We start from the raw sequence: 23,305 nt of genomic DNA, 5'->3' as shown, positions 1-23,305 counted from the left end.
CCCCTCTTTCTTCTTTCACCCACCGCACACAGCCACCACCTGGCAATGCGCGGCACACAAAGAAAGCCAGATCATGGATACCCAAACCATTAATGAGCAACTGCTCAGCGGCGAAACCTGGTCGCAGTTCTGCGATCACCTCAAACGCTGCGGCCAGCAGATTCTGCGTCCCGAAACCCCTGCCGACCCCGCAACGCGGGCAGAAGGCTATCGCTATCTGACCCGACTGCTGCGCATCGCGCTGGAGATGCATGTGGAATTCGCCGACCCGGCGTTTCCCAGCTTCTTCAAGACCTCGCACGAAACCGCCAAGATTGGCGCGGACAACCCGGACAACATCTACGAATACTCACGCCTCAACGGGTCCATGAAATACCGCATTCATGGCAATCGAGGCACGGTTTCGTACCTGAGCTTTTGCACGCAAAAAGGCGGCTATGAAACCGATGGCCGCATGGTTGTCACCGGATTTATCGACGCCACACAGCTCAAGACTGACGAGAACGGTGACTTCGAACTCATCGTCAGCCGTGACCCGCAGCCGGGTAACTGGCTGCCCATGGAGGATGCCTCGGTGTCGCTGCTGGTGCGCCAAACCTTCATGGATCGCAAGAGCGAAGTGCCCGCCAAGCTTGCCATCGAGCGCATTGGCACCACGGACACCCCCGGCCCGCTGGATCCCCTGGTTCTGGCGCAATCGCTGCAGCGCGTAACGTCTTTTGTCGAGAACACGGCGAAGCTATTTGCCGACTGGGCACAAAGCTATCTTCCACATAGCAATCAGTTGCCGCCAGCCGATCAGGCCTACTGCCAGTCCGTGGGCGGTGATCCCAATATTTTCTACTACCACTCGCATTGGGAACTGCGCGAGGACCAGGCCCTGGTCATCCATATCGATAAGGTGCCGGAATGCTCGTTCTGGAATCTGCAGATCAATAACTACTGGCTGGAGTCTCTGGACTACCGCTACCACCAGATCTGCATCAACAAGCACCAGGCGCAATACGACGAAAACGGCGGCGTCACTCTGGTGCTGAGCGAAAAAGACCCCGGCATTGCCAACTGGCTGCAGACCGCCGGCATACGCCAGGGAACCATGTGCCTGCGCTGGGTTGGCGCCAAGGAGCAGTGCCACCCCACCACCAAAGTGATCTCGATAGACCAGTTGCTGGAGACTGTATGAATGCCCCTGTGACACCCCAAACCCTGCACGTCGAAGAACTGCTGCAAGCAGCATGTGAGCGTGTACCAGGCCTCAGAGATTTTGGCAACGACAACTACCGGCAAGCGCTGGAAGTTCTGACGCGAGCCCTGAACACCGAAGCCAAGCTGTCGGCAACCGGCATTGCCATGATGCACGAGCGACTCGTGGGCCAGTTGGTCAATCGCCTGCTCATGGAGGACTATCTCCAGCGCTTCCCCGAAATTGCACAGATCGAGATCGAAGACCCATTGGTCATCGTGGGCCTGCCGCGCACCGGCACCACCATGCTGCAGCGAACACTGGCCGTAGACCCGCGCTTTTACTCTGCTGCCTGGTGGGAGACCCGCTACCCTGCACCATTGACCGGCGAAGGCCCGCAGGACTGCGCCAACCGCATTGCAATGGCCAAGACGGAAGTAGCGCAGACGATTGAGGCGATTCCCCAGATTCTGTCCATCCACCCCATGAGCGCCACGCTGTGCGACGAGGAATTCATGCTCATGGAGCATTCCTTTCTCTGCGCCATGGACGCTTACGCCGATGTGCCCAGCTACACCTCCTGGCTCGATCAGCAGGATCAGCGCCCCGTCTATACGCAGCTCAAGAAGATGCTGCAGTTTCTGCAATGGCAAAAGAGCCAGCGCGGCGAGGCACAGGGCCAGCGCTGGCTGCTCAAAGCCCCGCAGCATTTGCACACGCTGGAAATTCTGCTGTCCGTCTTTCCCCGAGCTCAGGTCATTCTTACCCATCGCGAGCCCGCGCAGACCATCCCGTCCATGGCCAGCATGGCGCATACGCTGTGGCAGATCTACAGCGACCAGCCTGACCCTAGCTCGGCAGGCCGCCAGTGGAACAGCCGCATGGCGCGTGGTATTCACCACACCATGCAAGTGCGCGAGCAGCAGGACAGCCGGCGCTTTCTGGATATCCACTTCTCGGACACCGTGGCCAAGCCCATGGAGGTGCTGGAGGCTGTCTATCAGTTCGCCCAGATGCCCTTCACCGAGAAAGCCCGCACCGATGCACAGCAATGGCTGTCTGGCAACGGCCGGGAAAAGCGTGCGGGTCATGACTACAGCCTCGAGACCTTTGGCCTGAGCGAGCAGCAGATGCAACGCGACTATGCGCTGTACCGATCCCGGCATCTGCCAACCCAAAGCTGAGAGGTGCTTTCATGGAAAAAATCATGTTCAGCCTGTGGCGCCCCGCACAGCATTCGGCAGAAAGTTGGCGCCTGTCGCTGATGGATTTGCAAAGATCCCTGCAAGCCTGTGGCGCCTCGCGGATTCGTGTGATGGTTGTCGATGACGCCATGGACAAGGCCGCAAGCCAGCGCATCACTTTCAGCCAACATCCTCTCGATGGAATGATCAGTCTGTGGCTGGACAGCGCATCCATGCTGGGCCCGGTGCAAGCACTGATCGCGCAGCAGGTGGCAAGCCTGCATGCCTATCTGGTCTGCGAGTCCGAGCCCTACCCCGAAGAACGCAAGGCGCGCATTGCGCGTTTTGATGCCGAAGTGGCTTTAGGCAAGCGCACACCGGGCATGTGCCAGGTGGCGCTGTTCAGAAAGCCGATCGGCATGAACTTTGAAGAATGGATGGTTCACTGGCGTGAAGGCCATGGCAGCAATGCCTACCCGCTGCAGTCCATCTTCGGATACCGGCAAAACCTGGTCGTGCGACGCTTGACCGAAGACGCACCGGAAGTCCACGCCATCGTCGAGGAGCAGTTTCCCGATATCGCGATCGGCAGTGCTCACGGCTTCTATGACACGCAAGGAGATGAAGACCTGCTGCGCCAGCGGCAGAAATACATGTCCGAATCTGTGACTCCCATCATGGATTTCAGCAGCCTCGATTGCATTCTCACCAGTTTCTATCAAGTCAGCGCTTGAGACTGACCCACTACCACCGGAGACAAAACACATGTTGGACCTGGAAGCCATTGAGTTGATCAAGCAGCTCAAGGCGCGCTACTTTCGCGCCATCGACACCTGCAATCTGGAATTGCTGCAGGGCATGCTGACGCCAGACATCAAACTGGCCTTCAAAAGCCCTGCTTACGAATTCCATCTGGAAGGCATAGACAAGGCGCTGGACTTCTACAAAACCTCCTTTACCAAGACCCGCCTGGCCATGCACAACGGCCACACGCCGGAGATCGAGGTCAAGGGAGACGAAGCTACCGCGCTCTGGTATCTGAACTACGTCTTCATCAACCTCGAAGAGAAAACGCATATGCATGGCGGTGCGATCTATGAAGACCGTTATGTCAAGCGCGATGGCCGCTGGTGGATTGCAGAGACGGGCTACAAGACCTTGCTTGAAACCGTGGAGCCGCTGAGCGAGCAGTTGCAGATCACCTCCAAGCCCATCAACTGAAGCGAGCACTCCAATGACCAAAGCTGCCAACCTCGTCACCTCCATCAAGGTGGAAATCAATGCCCCCGCCAGCGTGGTCTGGGAAGTGCTGGCCGATCTGGAGAACTACCGCCTCTGGAATCGCTTCTGCCCCGACATCCGCTGTGGGCTCAAGCTCAATGACTTGGTCGAGATGAAAACACGCCATCCGCTGACGGGTGAAGTCTGGCCTGTCAATGAATACCTGGTTGCGTTTGAGCCCGAGCAACTGCTGTCCTGGGAACAGCGCCCCGTGCCCGAGAACAAGGACGCTGCGCGCCGGGATCAATACATAGAGGCGATTGACGCCAACCGCTGCACCTACTTCACCACCGATCAGTTCCTGGGACTGAACGCCGACACCATCATGCGCGAGCATGGCGCCTGGGTAAAGATCGCCTTTGACCAGGTCGCCGAAGATGTCAAGCACCGCGCAGAAGAGCTGCACTTTGCCCGCACCCGGGCTGCATTCTGAGAAACCCCCAGGCTATATATCCAAGGAGACCCATATGCTTCTGAAAGACAAAGTCATCATCATCTCTGGCATCGGCCCCGGCATGGGCATCAAGCTCGCCCTGCGCGCGGCGGAATATCAGGCCAAGGCCGTGGTGCTGGCAGCCCGCACACAGTCCATGCTCGATGAGGCAGAGCAAACGATTCGCGATGCCGGCCACTCCTGCGAGACGCTCAAAGTGTCCACCGATATCTCGCAGCCCGAGCAGTGCCAGCGGCTTGCAGAGCTGACCGTTGCCAGGTTCGGCCGCATCGATGCGCTGATCAACTCGGCCTATGCCCACGGGACCTGGGGCTCTTCGAGCAACTCCTCCATGGATGACTGGCGCAAGGTCATGGAAGTCAATCTCTACGGCTCCATGAACATGACCCAGGCCGTGGTGCCGCAGATGAAAAAGCAAAAAGACGGCAGCATTGTGATGATCAACACCATGGCAACGCGCCGCCCCAATCAGCTCGAAGCCGGTTACGCAGTATCCAAAGGCGCGCTCAAGACCGCTGTGCAATATCTGGCGGAAGACCTGGGGCCCTTCGGCATTCGCGTCAACAGCACCTACAACGGCTGGATGTGGGGCGCACCGGTCAAAGGCTATTTCCAGGCGGAAGCCAAGCGCCAGGGCGTGTCCATGGAATCTCTGGTCGATGTGATTGCCCAGCAGATTCCATTGCGCAACGAGATCCCCGACGATGCCGATTGCGCCTCTGCCGCGCTGTATCTGGCCAGCGACTATGCGCGCGTGGTGACCGGCGCCCAACTGGACGTCAGTGGCGGCCATTACCTGCCTCACTAAATTCCAGCGGGGAACAGCATGCAAACTCTTCTGGATATTGAAGAAATCAAACAGCTCAAGGCGCGCTACTTTCGCGGCATCGACACCTGCAATCTGGAGCTTCTGAAAACCGTTCTGGCCGATGCTGTCCATATTCGCTTCGACAGCCCGACTTACCAGTATGAGATCAATGGCATTGATGAAGCCATGAACTTCTACCGCAATGCCTTCACCCATCGGCGCTTTGGCATGCACCACGGGCATACACCGGAAATCAGGGTCGACGGTGACACGGCCACCGGCATCTGGTACCTCAATGATCTGTTCATCAATCTGGATGAGCAGACCATACTCACCGGCAGTGCGCTATATGAGGACTGCTATACCAGGGTCGCCGGTCAGTGGCGGGTGCAGCGCACGGGCTACAAGCGGCTGCTGGAGATGATTGAACCTCTGAGCAGTGGTTGTCGCATCACATCGCGACCTATTACGAGCAGCTTATAAGCGACATTAAGACTGCTATTGGACTTTCCCTTAGCAGGTAGACATGTCTAGGGGCAGTCCAATGCAGGCTGATGGACGAGCAGGAGCGGAGCTCTGCCCCTAGATTCTTTTACTCCTATAAAGCGCTTTTGTGGAGCGCTTTTTGGTTCGATGCGCATCGTGCTCGTCACGGTGATGCTTTGAGCTTGCACAAATCCAGGTTGAGCTCGCATGAGACTCGTTACCGCTTCCCGTCTGGCCGAGAGGAGCGCGTCTTGAATACCGCGAGGTCCTGCGCTGTATTGAGTCACCAAATCCACAATCTGCAGCAATCTCTTGTGCAAGACTGGCTTTCTCCCGCTGATTGCCATCATTGATTACGGCCGCACGATACCCCGATTCCCTCTCTGTGTCAGTCAGGCGATCCAGTGACGGCTTTCAAGCAAGCAACAGGCGGCGGCTATCGGTTTCAGGCCAGATTTCACGCCTCAACTTCAACGGGTCAGTGCGAGATTGAGGCGCGAATTCAGTTTGCAGAGGGCTGATCCAAGCCGCGCTTGATTCCGCCGGCTATTTAGTCAACGCCCGAGGTATTTACTTGAATGTCAATTCACTCGATGAAATCTTGATGAAGGAATTGATGCAAAGCAACGAATCAAGAAGAACCTTGTTGCAAGTCAATTTTGTAGGTAATCTCGTGGCAAAGTTCGTTATCGGATCTCTATCGCCAAATCATGGATGCTCAGGCATCCAAGCCAAGGGGGATTGCTAATGACAGAACCTCAGCCTGAATCGACTCGTACCGAGGAGTTGCGCAGCTTCGCATTTCTCGCAGTTGTTATGGCACCTATATTGGCCGTTGTACTGATTGCGTCTTACGGCTTTGCGATCTGGTTTTATCAGATGATCATCGGTGGCCCTCCACATGCATGAAGAATCTGAGCCCATTGAAACTCATACCGACTTGCATATCACCAGTCTGGTTGTGCATGTGCTTCCCCATGCACTGGCACAAGTAGCTGCTGGCATCGTCACGATCAAAGGCGCCCAAATACATGGAAGTCATCCGGCCGGCAAGTTGGTCGTGACCTTGGAAGCGCCCCATGCAAGAGAAATACTTGATTGCGTGTCTCAGATTGAGCTGCTTGATGGCGTAATCAACGCATCCCTGGTTTATCAGCATGTTGAGAACTGGCAGTCGCTAAACCAAGAGGTAACACATGACTAGCACTAGGCGTGATTTTGTCCGTCAATCTGCGGCCGCAGCCGCAGGGGCCGTTGCAGGCATCCCCATAGAAGTTCTGTCCCAGGATGCAGGAGCAATGGCTGCCGACCTGAAGTGGTCCAAGGCGCCATGCCGCTTTTGCGGTACAGGTTGCGGCGTCATGGTGGCCGTCAAGGACAACCGCGTAGTGGCCACCCAGGGTGACCCTGAGGCCGAGGTCAACCGGGGACTGAACTGCGTCAAGGGTTACTTCCTGTCCAAGATCATGTATGGCGGTGATCGTCTGACAAAGCCGTTGCTGCGCATGAAGAATGGTCGCTATGCCAAGGATGGCGAATTCCAGCAGGTTTCCTGGGATACGGCCTTCGACGTCATGGCAGAGCAGTTCAAAAAGACGCTCAAGGCCAAGGGGGCCGACGCGGTGGGCATGTTCGGCTCCGGCCAGTGGACGGTATGGGAGGGCTATGCCGCCTCCAAGCTGTTCAAGGCGGGCTTTCGCACCAACAACATTGATCCCAATGCAAGGCACTGCATGGCCTCGGCAGTTGCCGGCTTCATGCGCACCTTTGGCATGGACGAGCCCATGGGTTGCTATGACGACATCGAGGCCGCGACTGCCTTTGTGCTATGGGGCTCGAACATGGCTGAAATGCATCCGGTGCTGTGGACGCGCGTGACCGACAGGCGCCTGTCCACACCGGGCGTGAAGGTGGCCGTACTGTCCACCTTCGAGCACCGCTCGTATGAGTTGGCGGACATGTCTCTGACCTTCAAGCCTCAGACCGACCTGGCCATACTCAACTACATCGCCAACCACATCATCACCACAGGCAGGGTCAACAAGGACTTTGTCTCCAAGCACTGCAATTTCAAGCTCGGCAACACCGATATCGGCTACGGGCTGCGTCCCGAGCATCCGCTGCAGAAGGCTGCCAAGAACGCCAAGGACCCCAATGGTGCCAAGTCCATAAACTACGAGGAATACGCCAAGTTCGTATCCACCTATACGCTCGAGTACACAACCAAGCTCACGGGTGTACCGGCCAACCGTCTCAAGGCTCTTGCCGAGCTCTATGCAGACCCCAATAGCAAGGTGGTGTCGTTCTGGACCATGGGTTTCAACCAGCACACACGCGGTGTCTGGGCCAACAACATGGTCTACAACATCCACTTGCTGCTGGGCAAGATCGCCACACCCGGCAACAGCCCGTTCTCACTGACGGGTCAGCCTTCTGCCTGCGGAACGGCGCGTGAGGTGGGCACTTTCTCGCACCGCCTGCCAGCGGACATGGTGGTGACGAACCCTGAGCATCGCAAGACTGCTGAAACCATCTGGAAGCTGCCCGAAGGCACGATTCCACCCAAGCCCGGCTACCATGCCGTGGAACAAAACCGTGCGCTCAAGGACGGCAGGCTCAATGCCTACTGGGTGATGGTCAACAACAACATACAGGCCGGCGCCAACCTGGCGCAGGAAGGCTACCCGGGCTACCGCAACCCTGACAATTTCGTGGTGGTCTCCGATGTCTATCCCACAGTCACAGCTGTAGCCGCCGATCTGATCTTGCCGTCGGCCATGTGGGTCGAAAAGGAAGGCGCCTACGGCAATGCAGAGCGCCGCACCCACTTTTGGCACCAGCTGGTCAAGGCTCCTGGTGAGGCGCGCTCCGACCTGTGGCAATTGATGGAGTTTTCCAAGCGTTTCAAGGTCGAGGAAGTCTGGCCCGAGGAACTGCTGGCCAAGAAGCCCCAGTTGCGCGGCAAGACCCTGTTCGAGGTGCTGTACCGCAACGGCAACGTGGACAAGTTCCCCTTGGCCGACATGGACCCCGCCTATGAAAACGAGGAAGCCAAGGCCTTTGGCTTCTATCCGCAAAAAGGTCTGTTCGAGGAGTACGCCTCGTTCGGCCGTGGCCATGGCCACGATCTGGCACCGTTCGACCAGTACCACAAGGTGCGCGGCATGCGCTGGCCCGTGGTCAACGGCAAGGAAACGCTCTGGCGTTACCGCGAAGGCTCGGACCCTTATGTGAAAGCCGGTACGGGCTACCAGTTCTACGGCAATATCGACGGCAAGGCCAACATCTTTGCCTTGCCGTACGAACCACCGGCGGAGGCTCCGGACAAGGATTACCCGTTCTGGCTTTCCACGGGCCGAGTGCTTGAACACTGGCACTCAGGATCCATGACCCGGCGCGTACCCGAGCTGCATCGTGCCGTGCCTAACGCACTGTGCTACATGCATCCTGACGATGCCAAGGCACTGGGCGTGCGCCGCGGCAGCGAAGTGGAGCTGTCCTCGCGGCGCGGCTCCATGCGCACGCGCGTCGAGACGCGCGGCCGCAACAAGCCGCCGCGCGGATTGGTCTATGTCCCCTGGTTCGACGCCAGCCAGCTGATCAACAAGGTGACGCTGGATGCTACCGACCCGATTTCGTTGCAGACGGACTTCAAGAAGTGCGCTGTGAAGATCACCAAGGTTTGACGAAAGAGAGGTTGACCATGAACTTCTTCCGCAAACTCGTCCGTCTTGTGGGCATGCTGCTCATGCTCAATATAGGTATGGCCTGGACACCAGCCGCCATCGCGGAGACCTTCTATGACTCGGCGCGTGGCCCCACGCCCATCATGCAGGCAACCAAACCGCCAGTGCTTGGCAATGCCGTCAATGATGACGTGCGCCGCACGCGCAACTACACCTGGCAACCGCCCACGATCCCTCATCGCGTTGATGGCTACCAGGTGGACAAGAACTTCAACAAATGCATGGACTGCCATTCGCGAACCAAGGCCGAGATCTCGCAGGCAGTGCCGGTATCGGTCACGCACTATATGGACCGCGACGGGCGCATGTTGGGGCAGGTGTCCACGCGACGCTACTTCTGCCAGCAATGCCATGTGGCTCAGGATGCCGTCCGCCCTCTGGTCAGCAACACCTTCGAAGATGTGGATACCGTGATCCTGAAGGCCCTGCAGTCCCAGTCGGGCAAGACATCCAAGAAAAACTGACGCTGCGGCGCACGAGGCTCATCTATGTTGACACTTCTCAAGCGCTACTGGGCGGTGATCCGCCGCCCCAGCGTACATTTCAGCCTGGGCTTTCTGACCATCGGCGGCTTCATCGGCGGCATCCTCTTCTGGGGCGCGTTCAATACCGCCATGGAGCTGACCAATACGGAGAAATTCTGCACGGGTTGTCACGAGATGCGGGACAACGTGTTTGCAGAGCTCAAGAGCACGATCCACTACACCAACCGCTCGGGCGTACGTGCCGTGTGCTCCAACTGTCATGTGCCGCACGACTGGACCGACAAGATCGCTCGCAAGATGCAGGCCTCCAAGGAAGTCTGGGGCAAGATCTTTGGAACGATCGACACGCCAGAAAAATTCGAAGCCAAGCGGCTGGAGTTGGCGCAGCACGAGTGGGCTCGCTTCAAGGCCAATGATTCTCTGGAGTGCCGCAACTGCCATAACTACGACTCCATGGATATGACGCGGCAGAGTTTGCGTGCGCAGAACATGCACAGCACCTATTTGGCCAGCAAGGAAAAAACCTGTATCGACTGCCACAAGGGCATTGCCCACAAGCTGCCTCACATTCCTCCCGGACAGGGCCCCAGCGACACGCCAGGTCAGAAAGTGCCAGGGCCTGAGGCTTCGGTTGCGTCGGTGCAGTAGCGGGATGAATGGCTTGGGCACGGCTGCTTCCAGATTTCTTTGCATATCCGGCCTGGGTTGTGTACGCGGCGGCCGGGTGGTGCTGCGCGATCTGGGCTTGGAGCTCGGTGACGGCCAACTCCTGATGCTCAGAGGTCAAAACGGCGCGGGCAAGAGCAGCCTGCTGCGTTGTCTGGCCGGCCTTCTGCCATGGCGTACTGGAAGCCTCCAGTGGTGCGGCGGTACGCTGTCCCCTCAGGATCCAGCCTACCAGCGGCAACTGGCCTATATGGGACATCAGGCAGGAATGAGCGACACCTTGACAGGGATGGAGAATCTGCGCTTTGCGCTGGATCTGATGGCTGTGAGCTGGAATGAAGCACGCGTGCAAGCCGTTTTGCAGGCCTTGTCGTTGACGGGAGTCGTCGCACGGCCTTTTGGCCGACTGTCCCAGGGTCAGCGTCGGCGACTGGGGCTGGCCCGTGTTTTGCTGGGCGAGCGTCCGTTTTGGTTGCTGGACGAACCCGACAGCTGTCTGGATGTCCAGGGCGAACAATATCTGGTCGAGGCACTGGAGCACCATCTGGCCTCAGGAGGAATGGCCGTGGTGGCTTCGCACCGCAACCTGGTGCTGCCGACGCCCCGGGTGTCGGTGCTGGACTTATCCCGCTCCGTGGTCACGACGGCAATGAATGAGCAGGTGGCTGTTTGCTGAGAGCTGTGTGCGCAAGAGAGTTGAAATTGGCCGCTCGAAGGCCTTCCGATGCCTTGGGCGGGCTGTTCTTTTTCGTGCTGGTGGGCAGTCTTTTCCCCTTGGCTTTGGGGCCGGACGCGCCCCTGCTGAGGCAGATTGCGCCGGGCATTGTGTGGGTCGCGGCCTTGCTGGCCGTGCTGCTGGGGCAGCACCGGCTGTTCGAGAGCGACATGGCGGACGGGTCGCTGGAGCAATGGTTGCTGGCGCCTGCGCCCCTTTCGCTGCTGGTGGGCCTCAAGGTGGCCACGCACTGGTTGCTGGGCGTGTCGCCATTGTTGCTGGTGGCTCCCTTGCTGGGCTGGCAGTACGGCCTGGATGGGACGGTGGTCGGCATTCTGCTGGCATCGCTGGCCCTGGGAACGCCCAGCCTGTGCCTGCTGGCAGCTCTGGGTGCAGCACTGACACTGGGTGTGCGGGGGCAGTTGCTGCTGGCTATGGTGGTGCTGCCGCTGAGCGTGCCCATCCTGATCTTTGGCAGCCATGCCGTGGCCCAGGCGCAGCAAGGGCTGAGTGCAGCGCCTGCTCTCAATCTGCTGGGGGCCTGCCTGTGTCTGGCGTTACTGGCCGGCCCCTGGGCTATAGCTGCGGCCTTGCGCCTCGCGCTGGAGTGATATGAATTCCCTTACTTCCAATGCATCACCGACGCCTGCAGCAGGATCCAGCGGCCGCAAATGGCGCCAACTGACCTCGCCCCCGATTTTTTACCACTGGGCGGGTCGAGTCTGGCCCTGGATGGCCGTGCTGGCTACCGTGCTGGCTGCTGCGGGTCTATGGGTCGGATTTGGACTGGCACCTACGGATCACCAACAGGGCGAGGTCTACCGCATCATCTTTTTGCATGTGCCGGCTGCCTGGATGTCCATGTTCATCTATCTCGTGGCAGCGCTCCATGCTGCCCTGGGCTTGATTTACGGCACCCGTCTCTCCCCCCTACTGGCAAGGGCCCTGGCCCCCACGGGAGCCTTGTTCACAGCCATCGCCTTATGGACCGGGGCTGCCTGGGGCAAGCCGACCTGGGGAGCCTGGTGGGTATGGGATGCCCGCCTGACGTCGGAGCTGATCCTGCTGTTCCTGTATCTGGGCTATATGGCCATGGTCTCGGCCATAGAGGATTCGCGTCGGGCCGATGGCGCTGGCGCCATCGTGCTGCTTGCTGGCGTGGTCAATGTTCCCATCATCTATTTCTCGGTTCAGTGGTGGAGCACCCTGCATCAGGGTGCGAGCATCCGCATGGATACGGCTCCCAGCATGACACACACCATGCTGGCCGGCATGTTGCTGATGGCGCTGGCCTGCTGGGCCTATACGCTGGCCGTCGCCCTGGTACGGGCACGCTGCCTGATTCTGGAGCGAGCCCGCGAGGAGAGTCTGTAATGCAGGATCATGCTTTTTTCATTGCTCTGGCCTACGGTGTGAGCGCGATGGCGCTGGGTATCGAGCTGGTCAGCATCTTTGTGCGCAGCCGTCGCCTGAAGGCTGAAGCCGCGTCCGGGCTCGAAGCCAGGGAGAACCCATGAAGCCGCGCCAGCGTCGCCTGCTGTGGGTGTTGGCAGGACTTGCGCTGGTGGCCGCAGCCGTCACGCTGGTGCTGCGAGCGCTCAACTCCAATGTGATGTTCTTCTACAGCCCCAGCCAGGTTCATGCGGGTGAGGTTCCGCATGGTGCGGCCTTTCGCCTGGGAGGCCTGGTGGAGCCTGGCTCACTGCAGCGCAGCGGCGACGGAATGCTGCTGCGCTTTGCCGTGACTGATGAAGTGCGCAGTGTGCCTGTGCAGTATCGAGGATTGCTGCCCGACCTGTTCCGCGAGGGCAAAGGTGTGGTGGTATCGGGCCGTATGCAGGCGGACGGTGCCTTCCAGGCCTCCGAGGTGCTGGCCAAGCATGACGAGAACTACATGCCGCCCGAAGCGGCCCATGCATTGAAAAACGCCGCCGACAAGCCGCCAGAGAAGTCTGCCGACGACGCCACCGTCAGGGAAGCCGGCCAGGACAGCGCCGGTGCCGTCTCCAGCGGAGGCCGCACATGATCGCTGAACTTGGCGTGTTCGCCCTGGTACTGGCCCTGGTTACGGCAGTGCTGCTGGCGGTGCTGCCGCTGGCCGGTGCCCACTGGGGACTGACGGGCTGGGTAAGGCTGGCCCGGCCCGCAGCCTTTTTGCTATGCGCCTTGTGCGTGCTGTCTTCGGCCAGCCTGTTCTGGTGCTTCTGGCGCGGAGACTTCTCGGTGCTGTATGTGGCGGCCAATTCGCATAGCGACCTGCCCATGGCCTACAAGCTGGCAGCGTTCTGGGGCGGTCATGAAGGCTCCATGCTGCTGTGGCAGCTCATGCTCTCGGGCTGGACCCTGGCGGTGGCCTGGCGCAGCCGAGACCTGCCGCCGGCCTTCGTGGCGCGCGTGCTCGCGGTGCTGGGCTGGATCAGTGTGGGTCTGCTGCTGTTCCTTCTGTTTCTCTCTAACCCGTTTGCGCGCCTGATCCCGGCGGCTGCGCAAGGCAAGGACCTCAACCCCTTGCTGCAGGATCCCGGCATGGTGCTGCATCCGCCGCTGCTGTACATGGGCTATGTGGGCTTTGCCGTGCCTTTTGCGTTCGCGCTTGCGGCATTGATCTCGGGCGAGCTGGGTGCGGCCTGGGCGCGCTGGTCGCGTTCCTGGACGCTGGCTGCCTGGGGCTTTCTCACACTGGGCATTCTGCTGGGCAGTGCCTGGGCCTATTACGTACTGGGCTGGGGCGGCTGGTGGTTCTGGGACCCGGTGGAAAACGCCTCTTTCATGCCCTGGCTGGTGGGTACGGCCCTGCTGCATTCGCTGATCGTGACCGACCAGCGCGGTGCCTTCCGCAGCTGGTCGGCCCTACTCGCCATCTGCGCATTTTCGCTGAGCCTGCTGGGTACCTTTCTCGTGCGCTCAGGCGTGCTTACCTCGGTTCATGCGTTTGCCGTGGACCCAGGGCGGGGGCTCTTCATCCTGTGCTTCATCGTGGCTGTGGTGGGAGCATCGCTGTGGCTGTTCGCCTGGCGCGCACCGGAGCTGGGCCGCGGCTCCGGGGAATTTGCCATGCTCTCGCGCGAAACCTTTTTGCTGATCAACAACGTGCTCTTCACCGCTGCAGCGCTGGCGGTGCTCATAGGCACGCTGTACCCGCTGGCGCTCGATGTGCTGAGCGGCGAGAAGATCTCCGTGGGGCCGCCGTACTTCCATGCCGTCTTTTTGCCTTTGGTGCTGCCGGCCCTGACCCTGATGGGCGTGGGCACGGTGGCGCGCTGGAAGAGCAGCCTGGTTGGCGAGCTGTGGCGGCGCCTTCGCGTGGCCCTCGTGCTGAGCCTTGCCTGCTCGGCAGTGCTGGCACTGGCAGGCGGCTGGATGGGTGTGCGCCTGTCCCCGGCCACCTTGCTAGGCCTGGCCCTGGGCCTGTGGTGCCTGCTCAGCACACTGGCCCATATCTGGCAGCGCCTGGGGCAAGGCCTGGAAATCGGCCATCTGGGTCAGCGCCTGTCGCGCCAGCCCTGGGGCTGGTGGGGCATGCTGATGGCCCATGCCGGTGCGGGCGTGTTCGTGCTGGCGGTAAGCCTGGCCGACGGGCTGGAGAGCCGGCACGAAACCACGCTGGCGCAGGGTGAGACTGCCGAGGCGGGTGGCTACCGCTTCCGCTTCGACAGCCTTGGTCCGGCCGCCGGCCCCAACTATGACGCGCAACGTGCCCAATTCACCGTCAGTCGAGCGGGGCTGGACAGCTGGAGCATGTTTCCCGAGAAGCGGGTTTACCGCGCCCAGGGCATGGCTTTGAGCCAGGCCGCCATTGACAGCGGCTGGACACGCGACGTTTTCGTGGCCCTGGGCGATCCACTGGACGATCAAGGCCTGCGCTGGACCGTGCGCCTACAGGTCAAGCCTTTCATGGACTGGGTCTGGATAGGCACACTGATGATGGCGCTGGGCGCGGGCCTGAGCCTTATGGACCGGCGCTTTCGTACAGCCAAGCAGCGAGCGCATCGCCAGTCCGGCGCTCCGGCCCTGCAAGGAGCTGTCTGATGCGCTTTGTCCTGCCCCTGGCAATATTTTTAGGCTTGGCCATCATGCTCGGGCTTGGCCTGCAGCGTGACCCACGGGCCCTGCCTTCGGCGCTGCTGGAACAGCCAGCACCGGCCATAGACCGCCCTCTGCTCGAAGACCCGCAGCAAGTCCTGCATCTGCAGGACCTGCGAGGCCGGGCCTGGTTGCTCAATGTCTGGGCCTCATGGTGCGCCCCCTGCCGGCAGGAGCTGCCCGTATTGGCCGAACTCTCGAAGCGCGACGCGGTCGCCGTCTACGGCCTGAACTACAAGGATCAGCCGGACAAGGCTCGTGCGCTGCTGCGGGTGGCGGGCAACCCCTACCGAGCTTCAGCCATCGACGGCGATGGCCGCGTGGGCATGGACTTCGGCATCCAGGGAGTGCCGGAAACCTTTGTCATTGACGGCCAGGGCCGCGTGCGCTATCGCCATGTGGGCCCGGTAACCGCAGAGATATGGCGCGACCGGCTGCTGCCGGTCATCAGGAGTCTGCAATGAAGCCGCGAAGTATCGGCGCGGCCTGCACAGCGGCCTTGCTGACCTGCATGGCAATGCTGGCCCAGGCCGGGCAGACCGCTCGGGACCAGGAACTGCTGGATCGTGAAATGGCGCTGGCTGCTCAGCTTCGCTGTGTCGTCTGCCAGAACCAGACTGTGGCCGAGTCGCGTGCCCCCATGGCCGAGGACATGCGCCGCGAGATCCGCAACCAACTCGAGCAGGGCCATAGCAATGAGCAGGTGATCAACTTCTTCGAACAGCGCTATGGCTCCTTTGTGCGCTACAACCCGCCCTGGAAGCCATCGACCTGGCTGCTGTGGAGCAGCCCGTTCCTTGCCGCGCTGGGCGGCTTTGTCCTGCTGCGGCGCACACTGCGCCAAAGGAGCATGCCGGACGAGCCACTCACTCAGCAGCAACGGGAGCGTGCACGTCAATGGCTGGACACGACCTCGAAGGAGGAACGCCAATGAGCGCCATGCACTGGTTGTGGCTGGGTGCCATCGCCCTGATGCTTCTGAGCCTGGCGGTACTGCTGCCGCCTCTGCTGGCCGAGGCCCCATCGCCCGCCAGCGATCCTGATGAAGCGCTGCGCCGCCTCTACCTGACCCAGTTGGCCGAGCTGAAGCTGGAGCGCTCAGGGGGGCGCCTGAGCGAGACCGACCATGCTCAAGCGGTCGAGGAGCTGCAGCGGCGTCTACTCAGAGAGCTGGACAGACCCCGAGCATCAGTCGCCTGGCGCCAAAGTCCATGGCTGCGCCGTGGCAGCGCGCTGTTGTTGGCGGTGCTGCTCCCTGTCGCCGCGTTCGCTTTGTACCTGCAGGTGGGTGACCCAAAGGCTGCGGCGCAGCTGGCACAGGAACAGCCCGACGCGCACGGGGACGGCGCTGGCGATACGCAGGTGCAGGCCATGGTGGATGGGCTGGCCCGGCGTCTTGAGGAACAACCGCAGAACCTGCCCGACTGGGTGATGCTGGCCCGCTCCTATGAAACTCTGGAGCGATTTGACGCTGCGACCCAGGCATACCGCCGGGCCTTGCAGGAGGCACAGCGCAGCCAGATGGATGCAGAGGTCCAGGCCAGGCTGTGGGCCGATCTGGCCGACGCGCTGGCGTCGGCCCAGGGCGGTGGCCTGGATGGCGAGGCCGGCAAGGCCATTGCCCAGGCACTGCAGTTGCAGCCGAGCCAGCCCAAGGCGCTGGCCCTTGCCGGCAGTGCCGCCGTGCGCCATGGCAAGCTGGATGAGGCGGGCAAGCATTGGCGGGCCCTGCTGGCGCAGCTGGAGCCCGGATCGGACATGGCGCTGCGAGTGCAGGACGACCTGCTCAAGCTGGAGGCTTTGGCGTCTGAAGACAGCTCGAGCATCACTGCCAAGACTGCGGCTGCCTCCAAGAGCCGCCTGAGCGGAGAATTGCGATGGGCAACCTCCAAGGCCAATCCATCTGAACCAGCCCGGTTGGCCAAGGCTCAGGTCTTTGTCGTGGCTCGCGCCGACGGTCACCCCCGGCCTGTGGCAGTGCTGCGCCTGCCTGCGACCTCCCTGCCGGCACATTTCACGCTGGGGCCGGAGAACCTGCTCGATTCTGCAGTTTCGCTGTCGTCATTCCCGGAGCTACGTTTGCAGGCGCGGCTGTCGCTGGACGGCCAAGCCATGCCACGAGCAGGAGATATCTACAGCCAGTCGTTCTCGGTGCCCCCCGGCTCCTCGAACTTGCTGCTGGAATTGAATCCGGCTTTCTAGCAAGTGTGCCTGGACTGCAAGCAGCCAGGCAGACAACGTGCGTTATTGGCACCTCCGGGAAGGCATTGCGCCGTCATGTGCGATGACAACGAATCGGAAGACAGAGTCAAGAGCAGCCATGTTGCGAGGGGCTGCTCAATCCTGAACCACTAATCCGCTCTGGACGGTGGTCGGGATGCGCGATCTGGACACAGGCAGAAATCAACCGACAGTTGCGACAAAACGTCTGTTTGAATGCCGTTCTCCACTAACGGCTTCGTGCCGACAAAACAAAAATGCCCGCTTTTCAGCGGGCATTTTCTGTTGCAAACTCTGGTTTCGTCTGCACGTTTGGTAGGCGCGATTGGACTCGAACCAACGACCCCCACCATGTCAAGGTGGTGCTCTAACCAGCTGAGCTACGCGCCTGTTGTTCTGTTCGATGAAGCAATTGTAGCACGGGTTTTTCACTCATTTTTTGAGAGCTAACATTTTCTTGTCATCGAGCACAGTCAGGCGCAATCGGGACTTACATCAGCGCCTTCTGGCCGAGCGAACGCCGGACACACTGGCGACGATGCCAAGTACCTTGTTGAGGCGACCCGAATCCGCCACTTCCACCGTGAACGTCATCCACGCCGTCCCCTTGACGGACTGTGTCTGCACCCCGATGACATTGGTCTTCTCGCGTGCAAACACATCCGAGATATCGCGCAGCAAGCCTTGACGGTCGGCAGCCTCCACCGCAACGTCCACAGGGTAAACCGGTCCACCCTTGTCCACATGTTTGGGAGTGCCCCAGTCGACCTCGATGACACGCTCGGGGCTCTTGGCCATCATCTCGCGGAAATTGGAGCAATCGCAGCGGTGCACGCTCACACCCTTGCCACGAGTCACAAAGCCGCCGATCTCGTCCGGAGGAGCCGGCTTGCAGCATTTGGCGAGCTGGGTCATGAGCGAATCGACGCCCACCACCAGCACCCCGCCGCGCGAAGAGTCATGGCCGCGCGCCTTGCGCACCGGCGTGAATGCATCTTCCTCTGGCGTTTCTTCACTGGGACGCAGCACAACCTCGATATTGCGCAGTGAATACTCGTCCTTGCCCACGACTTCAAACAGTGCATCGGCAGACTTGAAGCCCAGCTGTGCAGCCAGCTCTTCAAGCTTGATCGCCGTCTTGCCCTCGCGCTGCAGCAGCTTTTCAACGGCCTCGCGCCCGCGCGAGACGGTTTCGTGCGTGGCCTGGGCATTGAACCAGGCGCGCACCTTGGCCTTGGCACGGTTGCTGACCAGATAACCCAGCTCGGCATTGAGCCAGTCGCGGGAGGGGCGGTCTTCCTTGGCCGTGTTGATTTCTACCGTCTGGCCGCTTTCCAGAGCGGTGTTCAGCGGCACCATGGCTCCGTCCACACGCGCGCCGCGGCAACGATGGCCCAGGCTGGTGTGCACCGAGTAGGCGAAGTCCACCGGCGTGGCCCCTTGCGGCAGCTCGATCACAGCCGCATCGGGAGTCAGCACATAGATGCGGTCTTCAAACAGACCACGCTGGGCCGAGCCCGTCAGGTCGCTGCCCCAGGCCAGCAACTGGCGCAGCACGGCGATCTTGGCGTCATATTCGCTGGACGCAGACACGCCCGCATAGCCCTTGGTACCAGCTTCCTTGTAAGCCCAGTGCGCGGCCACGCCATGCTCGGCATGGTCGTGCATGGCCTGGGTGCGGATCTGGATCTCTATGGTGCGGCCGGTTTCATCGCGCACCACCGTGTGCAGCGACTGATAACCGTTGGGCTTGGGTTTGGCGATGTAGTCGTCGAACTCCTTTTCCAGCGGCGTGAACTGCTCATGCACCCAGGACAGGGCTGCATAGCAGTCCTTGACCGTAGGCACGATGACGCGCATGGCACGGATATCGAACAGCTGGTCAAAGCTCAGCGACTTGCCGCGCATCTTCTTGACGATGCTGTAGATATGCTTGGGACGACCCTGAACCGAGGCGCTGATGCTGTGGGCGCGCAAATCGGCCTCGAGCCTCGCACGCATCTGCTCCATATAGGCTTCGCGCTCGACCCGCTTTTCGTCGAGCAGACGCGCAATCTGGCGGTAGGTATCGGGCTCCAGAAAACGGAAAGCCAGATCTTCGAGCTCCCATTTGATCTGCCAGATTCCCAGACGGTTGGCCAGTGGCGCAAAGACATAGAGCGCCTCGCGCGCGATGCTGGGTGAAACCGGGCTCTTCTCGGCCGCGTAGTAGCGCAGCGTCTGCAGGCGCGACGCCAGGCGCAGCAGCACCACGCGCAGATCGCGCGAAAAGCCCAGCAGCATCTTGCGCACGTTCTCGGTCTGGGTGGCCACGCCATCGACATGCTGGCTGCTCAGCTCGGCGTCTCGCGCCTGCTGCTGCACCCGGATGAGTTTGATGGTTTCGACCGCCAGGGTCGCAAAATTATCGCCAAACGCCTTGGCAATCACTTCCTGCGGCTTGTTCAGGTGCACGCTGGCGTGCACCAGATAAATGGCCGCCTGCATGGTTTCCGAGCCACCGATTTTCTTGAGGATGGCGGCAACGGCGTCGGCGTGGGTCAGGGTGTTTTCACCGGTCTCCATGACTTCGCCGGCAATCAGAGGTTCTGCAAAGGCACGGGCGCGCGCCAGCGCATTGACTTGATCGGGCAAAACCTCGGATGTGGCGGTAATCAGATGCGGCGTAGGCTCCGTGAGCTTGGGTGCGGCGTCAGAGACTGTGGTTACGGTATCGCTGGTCTTCATGCAGCTTCCTCTTGGGCCTGCTGCGCAAGACTGATGTTCGCAGGCAAACCCTTATCCCCTTGTAAAAACTTTTGTATCAACGCCACTTGCCCCGGCACTACCAACGTCGGGGCATGTCCCACGCCCTGCAGTTCCGTGCAATGCGCCCTGGGGCCACGCTCGGTCATGGCCTTGGCGGTACGGCTGGAAAGCAGATCGGACTCGGCCCCTCGGATAAGCAATACCTGTGCCTTGATCTGGTCGTAAAGCTGCCAGAGCAAGGCCTCACCGACCTGAGCAGTCTCGCGCGTCATCTGGGCCATGGGCACTGCAATGCGGGGGTCGTAATGCAGCACCACACCCCCTTGGGCATCTGGCTTGATCATGGCTTGCGAGAGCCGGCTCCATTGCTCATCGCTATGTGGGCCGAATCCCTCGGAAATCAAGCGCATGGCAGCAGCAGCGCTCTCAAAGTTGGGAAACTGCAAGCCTTTTCCGACATAGGAGCCGATTCGTTCCAGCGACTCCCATTCAATGGTCGGGCCGACGTCGTTGAGCACCAGCCGTCGCACCGGGACCGGCAGCGGCAGACCGGGCTGGCCCACGATGCCCATGCCGATCAGGCCGCCCATGCTGGTGCCGACCCAGTCCAGGGTTTCAATCGGCGCCTGAGCATGCAACTGGGCAAGCAGCACCAACATATCGGCCGCATACAGCGGCAGCTGATAACCCATGGGATCGGCCAGCCAGTCGCTTTCGCCGCGCCCAACCACATCGGGGCAGATCACGCGGGCAAAGCGGCTGAGCTCGGTTGCCAGCACATCAAAGTCTCGCCCCTGGCGCGAGAGGCCGTGCACGCAGACTATGACATGAGGATGCCTTGGATTGCCGGTATGGTTCCATTCCCAGTACGCCATGCGGTGCGTTCCCTCGGGCTGCGCCTCGACCTGTTGGCGGCGCTGAGCACTGGCCCAGGTGGGAGCCGTTGCAGAGGCTCCGGGACACGATACGTAATTCAGCGTAGGTTGATTCATGGAGAACGCGTTTTCAAGACCGGGGCCGATAATGGCTGTCGTCGCATCGTCAATCGTTGAGAGAGTCATCAACATAAGCTCCAAGTACAGGCAACTTTGGACGGACGTTGCGAGAGGTCTGTGGATTCAGATATCGGCAGACCGTAGACATGGAGATATCGTACCTCGCCATAAGCTGCTTTAAGGTGGCCCCGGACTGCTTTAATTGCCTCAACTCGTTTTGCTCAATATCACTGAGCTTCCCCCTACTCCCGCCCCACCTTACCCCTCTGTTATAGGCGGCTATTTGCCCAGCCAAAGCCCGCTCTCTAATGATGGAGCGCTCTAACTGAGCAACGGCACCCAGCACCTGCACCATAAAGATGCCTACCGGCACAGAGGTATCAAGCGGCTCAGTCAAAGACCGGATATGCGCGCCTGCAGACTGGACGCTCTCCAGAATCCCAAGCAGATCCTTGAGCGACCGGGCAACACGGTCCATTTTGTAAACCACAAGGATGTCGCCGGCCTTCAAAGACAACAGACAGCGCTGCAATTGAGGCCTCGCACTTACAGCACTTGCCTTCTCTTGATAGATCTTTGAAACACCTGCCTTGTTCAACGCATCAATTTGCAGGTAAGTCTCCTGCTCCCTTGTCGAGACGCGAGCATATCCAATCAGCACTTTTTCCCTCCGTTGTTTTGATAGTTGGAATGCTATTGAGGCAGGCCATTTTTGAAGCCCTAATTAGCTTTACCGCTCCTCTTTTTATAGCGCAAACACGCTACCAAAAAGTGAGCACAATCACTTGCTGGGGCTTGAGCGCCTACGGCGGTTGTTCTCAGGACACGGAGCGAAGGCCCGATCTTTGCCAGAAGCGCGCCACGCGAACCAGGTGCATGTAACTGCGGGAGGTTCCGCATGCAGCCAGGTCGGTGTAACTGGCAATGCCTGATCGACGGTTGACATCAGGGGCGCGGCCCCCGATACCCCCATCAGTGCTCAATCAGCCACTGTATCGGCAGCTTTTTGAATGGCTCGTTTTCGGGTGCGCGAGGTTTGATCCGAACCGGCGTGACCAATGCCGAAATGTCGCCACCTTCAAACGTCATGACCGTGAGGGGCGCAAACTTGGCTTCGCAGAAGTCTTTTTCAGCCTCAACTGGCCGGCCGGAATGGCTGTAGCAGGTACAGGCCTTGGCAGTCTTTGTACAGCCTGCCACCCTACTCGGCCCGGCTGCATTGGCGAGCATAGCCACACTCGCGACGGACATAGCCAGGGAGAACTTCAGTGCTTTTCCCATGGCTTATCCATCTCACCACCGCCCTCGTCCCAAAGCTTGCCAGCCACCAAGAGGCAGACGCATACGCCTATCAACCACGAAAGGATTGACCACCACATCACGCACCCCCTTGCACATAGCGCCGCGCAAGTGCCCAGGCTTCATCTGGCGGCAGTTTTGAACACAACGCGACAGCAGGCAGGCGCGGCTTAGGTACGGGCTTTTCCTGCTGCTTACCAAACAGGCGCTGGAACAGCGTTTTCCGGGCCTGTGGCGCTTCAAAACGCCCCTTGAGGTGCCACGCACTCAGGAAACTGTACGGGCCGCCGTAGACCTCAGTCTTAAAGCGCTCGTCTGCCGGATTGCGCACCCAGTCACGAAAAATCTGCAAAGTGTCATAGCCCTGATACAGATAGTCGGCTTTGAACCATTCGCGATCGATGTTTACGCCTGGCACATCAGTCAGACTGATGTTGCCGATATGGAACTTTGGCAGACGGCCACGCTTGCCCAAGAACGTGCCGACAACCGGAATCTTGATCTTGTCGGCGCGAATCATGCGCACCTGATATTCGGCCAGCCCGACGCGCACCTGCTTGTCGATCATGTCGATGTTCTGCACGACCAAATAGACATCCCAGCCCTTCTTGCGGGCATGAATGAGCCAGTCCAACAGCGCCGCGCGCTCAGGCGAATTGAAGCCGCGCGAGTTGAGCCAGCTACCGAGCTCGTCCAGCACAAGAACGCCGTTGCGCTCCTCATTGAAACGATCATCGGGATTGCCTGAGCCGATATCGTCCAAATCCTGTGCGGTTGGCTTGTCCGGCACCCGGATGGCCGAAACCTTGCTCTGGGCCGGCAGCAGATGCTCAAGGAAAAGATCGAAGTTTGTCGCGACTCGGCGCCCGTCGCGCAGCGCCTCGTCCATCTTGAGCATGCAGTACAGACCCTTGCCTGTACCCAACTTGCCTTGCACCACATAGACAGGCAT

General features: G+C 60.2%; 26 protein-coding genes and 1 tRNA gene. 21 read left to right on the top strand and 6 right to left on the bottom strand.

Annotation, left to right across the window (positions count from 1 at the left end; genetic code table 11):
* The first annotated feature begins 73 nt into the window (after window positions 1-73).
* The 21 genes from ACWGXF_RS10730 (at window position 74) to ccmI (ending at window position 17,293) form a co-directional block, all read left to right on the top strand.
* Window positions 74-1,183 carry a DUF1214 domain-containing protein gene (locus tag ACWGXF_RS10730; protein ID WP_012838118.1) on the top strand — a complete coding sequence of 370 codons (1,110 nt, stop codon included), beginning with the start codon at window positions 74-76 and terminating at the stop codon, window positions 1,181-1,183.
* Window positions 1,180-2,367 carry a sulfotransferase family protein gene (locus ACWGXF_RS10725; RefSeq protein WP_256630303.1) on the top strand — a complete coding sequence of 396 codons (1,188 nt, stop codon included), beginning with the start codon at window positions 1,180-1,182 and terminating at the stop codon, window positions 2,365-2,367. Before ACWGXF_RS10730 ends, ACWGXF_RS10725 begins: the two co-directional genes overlap by 4 nt.
* A 23-nt stretch (window positions 2,368-2,390) precedes the next feature.
* Complete coding sequence (locus tag ACWGXF_RS10720) at window positions 2,391-3,101, top strand: EthD domain-containing protein (RefSeq protein ID WP_256630302.1); 711 nt, start codon at window positions 2,391-2,393, stop codon at window positions 3,099-3,101.
* A gap of 31 nt (window positions 3,102-3,132) precedes the next feature.
* Window positions 3,133-3,588, top strand: coding sequence for a nuclear transport factor 2 family protein (locus ACWGXF_RS10715; RefSeq protein WP_034377520.1), 456 nt, complete (start codon window positions 3,133-3,135; stop codon window positions 3,586-3,588).
* Between the two features lie 13 nt (window positions 3,589-3,601).
* A complete protein-coding gene (locus ACWGXF_RS10710) occupies window positions 3,602-4,081 on the top strand; it encodes an SRPBCC domain-containing protein (protein WP_003079789.1) in 480 nt (159 codons plus the stop codon).
* 34 nt (window positions 4,082-4,115) lie between these two features.
* Window positions 4,116-4,910 (top strand): SDR family oxidoreductase, encoded by a 795-nt coding sequence (locus ACWGXF_RS10705; RefSeq protein WP_012838114.1) that lies wholly within the window; start codon window positions 4,116-4,118, stop codon window positions 4,908-4,910.
* An 18-nt stretch (window positions 4,911-4,928) separates the two neighbouring features.
* A complete protein-coding gene (locus ACWGXF_RS10700; protein WP_012838113.1) occupies window positions 4,929-5,393 on the top strand; it encodes a nuclear transport factor 2 family protein in 465 nt (154 codons plus the stop codon).
* 750 nt (window positions 5,394-6,143) lie between these two features.
* On the top strand, window positions 6,144-6,305 hold the full coding sequence (napE, locus tag ACWGXF_RS10695) for a periplasmic nitrate reductase, NapE protein (RefSeq protein ID WP_003070148.1): 162 nt from the start codon (window positions 6,144-6,146) through the stop codon (window positions 6,303-6,305).
* Window positions 6,298-6,600: a chaperone NapD gene (locus tag ACWGXF_RS10690; protein WP_229228610.1), complete on the top strand. Its 303-nt coding sequence runs from the start codon at window positions 6,298-6,300 to the stop codon at window positions 6,598-6,600. Before napE ends, ACWGXF_RS10690 begins: the two co-directional genes overlap by 8 nt.
* Window positions 6,593-9,082: a periplasmic nitrate reductase subunit alpha gene (gene napA, locus ACWGXF_RS10685; RefSeq protein WP_054075242.1), complete on the top strand. Its 2,490-nt coding sequence runs from the start codon at window positions 6,593-6,595 to the stop codon at window positions 9,080-9,082. Before ACWGXF_RS10690 ends, napA begins: the two co-directional genes overlap by 8 nt.
* Before the next feature lie 17 nt (window positions 9,083-9,099).
* Complete coding sequence (locus ACWGXF_RS10680) at window positions 9,100-9,606, top strand: nitrate reductase cytochrome c-type subunit (protein WP_034351940.1); 507 nt, start codon at window positions 9,100-9,102, stop codon at window positions 9,604-9,606.
* A gap of 24 nt (window positions 9,607-9,630) precedes the next feature.
* Window positions 9,631-10,275, top strand: a complete 645-nt coding sequence (locus tag ACWGXF_RS10675) for a cytochrome c3 family protein (RefSeq protein WP_012838109.1) — start codon at window positions 9,631-9,633, stop codon at window positions 10,273-10,275.
* Between the two features lie 4 nt (window positions 10,276-10,279).
* The gene (gene ccmA / locus ACWGXF_RS10670) at window positions 10,280-10,969 is read left to right on the top strand and encodes a heme ABC exporter ATP-binding protein CcmA (RefSeq protein ID WP_256630301.1); all 690 of its coding nucleotides are present in this window, start codon (window positions 10,280-10,282) and stop codon (window positions 10,967-10,969) included.
* Window positions 10,970-11,022: 53 nt separating this feature from the next.
* Window positions 11,023-11,619: a heme exporter protein CcmB gene (gene ccmB / locus ACWGXF_RS10665; RefSeq protein ID WP_256631233.1), complete on the top strand. Its 597-nt coding sequence runs from the start codon at window positions 11,023-11,025 to the stop codon at window positions 11,617-11,619.
* 1 nt (window position 11,620) lies between these two features.
* Window positions 11,621-12,382 (top strand): heme ABC transporter permease CcmC, encoded by a 762-nt coding sequence (ccmC, locus tag ACWGXF_RS10660; protein WP_229228608.1) that lies wholly within the window; start codon window positions 11,621-11,623, stop codon window positions 12,380-12,382.
* Window positions 12,382-12,525 carry a heme exporter protein CcmD gene (gene ccmD, locus ACWGXF_RS10655; protein ID WP_012838106.1) on the top strand — a complete coding sequence of 48 codons (144 nt, stop codon included), beginning with the start codon at window positions 12,382-12,384 and terminating at the stop codon, window positions 12,523-12,525. Before ccmC ends, ccmD begins: the two co-directional genes overlap by 1 nt.
* Window positions 12,522-13,034: a cytochrome c maturation protein CcmE gene (gene ccmE / locus ACWGXF_RS10650; RefSeq protein WP_256630300.1), complete on the top strand. Its 513-nt coding sequence runs from the start codon at window positions 12,522-12,524 to the stop codon at window positions 13,032-13,034. Before ccmD ends, ccmE begins: the two co-directional genes overlap by 4 nt.
* Window positions 13,031-15,037 carry a heme lyase CcmF/NrfE family subunit gene (locus ACWGXF_RS10645; RefSeq protein ID WP_256630299.1) on the top strand — a complete coding sequence of 669 codons (2,007 nt, stop codon included), beginning with the start codon at window positions 13,031-13,033 and terminating at the stop codon, window positions 15,035-15,037. The genes ccmE and ACWGXF_RS10645 overlap by 4 nt, the downstream gene beginning before the upstream one ends.
* Entirely contained in the window at window positions 15,037-15,555 is a 519-nt protein-coding gene (locus tag ACWGXF_RS10640; RefSeq protein WP_087084100.1) for a DsbE family thiol:disulfide interchange protein, read from the top strand. The genes ACWGXF_RS10645 and ACWGXF_RS10640 overlap by 1 nt, the downstream gene beginning before the upstream one ends.
* Entirely contained in the window at window positions 15,552-16,025 is a 474-nt protein-coding gene (locus ACWGXF_RS10635; protein WP_087863610.1) for a cytochrome c-type biogenesis protein, read from the top strand. Before ACWGXF_RS10640 ends, ACWGXF_RS10635 begins: the two co-directional genes overlap by 4 nt.
* Entirely contained in the window at window positions 16,022-17,293 is a 1,272-nt protein-coding gene (gene ccmI, locus ACWGXF_RS10630; RefSeq protein WP_256630298.1) for a c-type cytochrome biogenesis protein CcmI, read from the top strand. Before ACWGXF_RS10635 ends, ccmI begins: the two co-directional genes overlap by 4 nt.
* 331 nt (window positions 17,294-17,624) lie before the next feature.
* On the opposite strand, the gene ACWGXF_RS10625 is transcribed toward ccmI, so the two are convergent.
* The 6 genes from ACWGXF_RS10625 to ACWGXF_RS10600 all read right to left on the bottom strand — a co-directional run bounded on the left by ACWGXF_RS10625 (window position 17,625) and on the right by ACWGXF_RS10600 (window position 23,305).
* A tRNA-Val gene (locus tag ACWGXF_RS10625) sits at window positions 17,625-17,701 on the bottom strand.
* Window positions 17,702-17,806: 105 nt separating this feature from the next.
* Window positions 17,807-20,038, bottom strand: a complete 2,232-nt coding sequence (locus ACWGXF_RS10620) for a RelA/SpoT family protein (protein WP_003070275.1) — start codon at window positions 20,036-20,038, stop codon at window positions 17,807-17,809.
* Entirely contained in the window at window positions 20,035-21,051 is a 1,017-nt protein-coding gene (locus ACWGXF_RS10615; RefSeq protein ID WP_256630297.1) for an alpha/beta fold hydrolase, read from the bottom strand. Before ACWGXF_RS10615 ends, ACWGXF_RS10620 begins: the two co-directional genes overlap by 4 nt.
* A gap of 49 nt (window positions 21,052-21,100) precedes the next feature.
* Window positions 21,101-21,715, bottom strand: coding sequence for a recombinase family protein (locus ACWGXF_RS10610; protein ID WP_452101896.1), 615 nt, complete (start codon window positions 21,713-21,715; stop codon window positions 21,101-21,103).
* Window positions 21,716-22,026: 311 nt separating this feature from the next.
* Window positions 22,027-22,335 carry a hypothetical protein gene (locus tag ACWGXF_RS10605; RefSeq protein ID WP_452101895.1) on the bottom strand — a complete coding sequence of 103 codons (309 nt, stop codon included), beginning with the start codon at window positions 22,333-22,335 and terminating at the stop codon, window positions 22,027-22,029.
* 97 nt (window positions 22,336-22,432) lie between these two features.
* Window positions 22,433-23,305, bottom strand: a complete 873-nt coding sequence (locus ACWGXF_RS10600) for a zonular occludens toxin domain-containing protein (protein WP_452101894.1) — start codon at window positions 23,303-23,305, stop codon at window positions 22,433-22,435.

This window comes from Comamonas sp. HJ-2, assembly GCF_053615495.1.
This window is presented reverse-complemented; position numbering and strand designations above follow the sequence as displayed.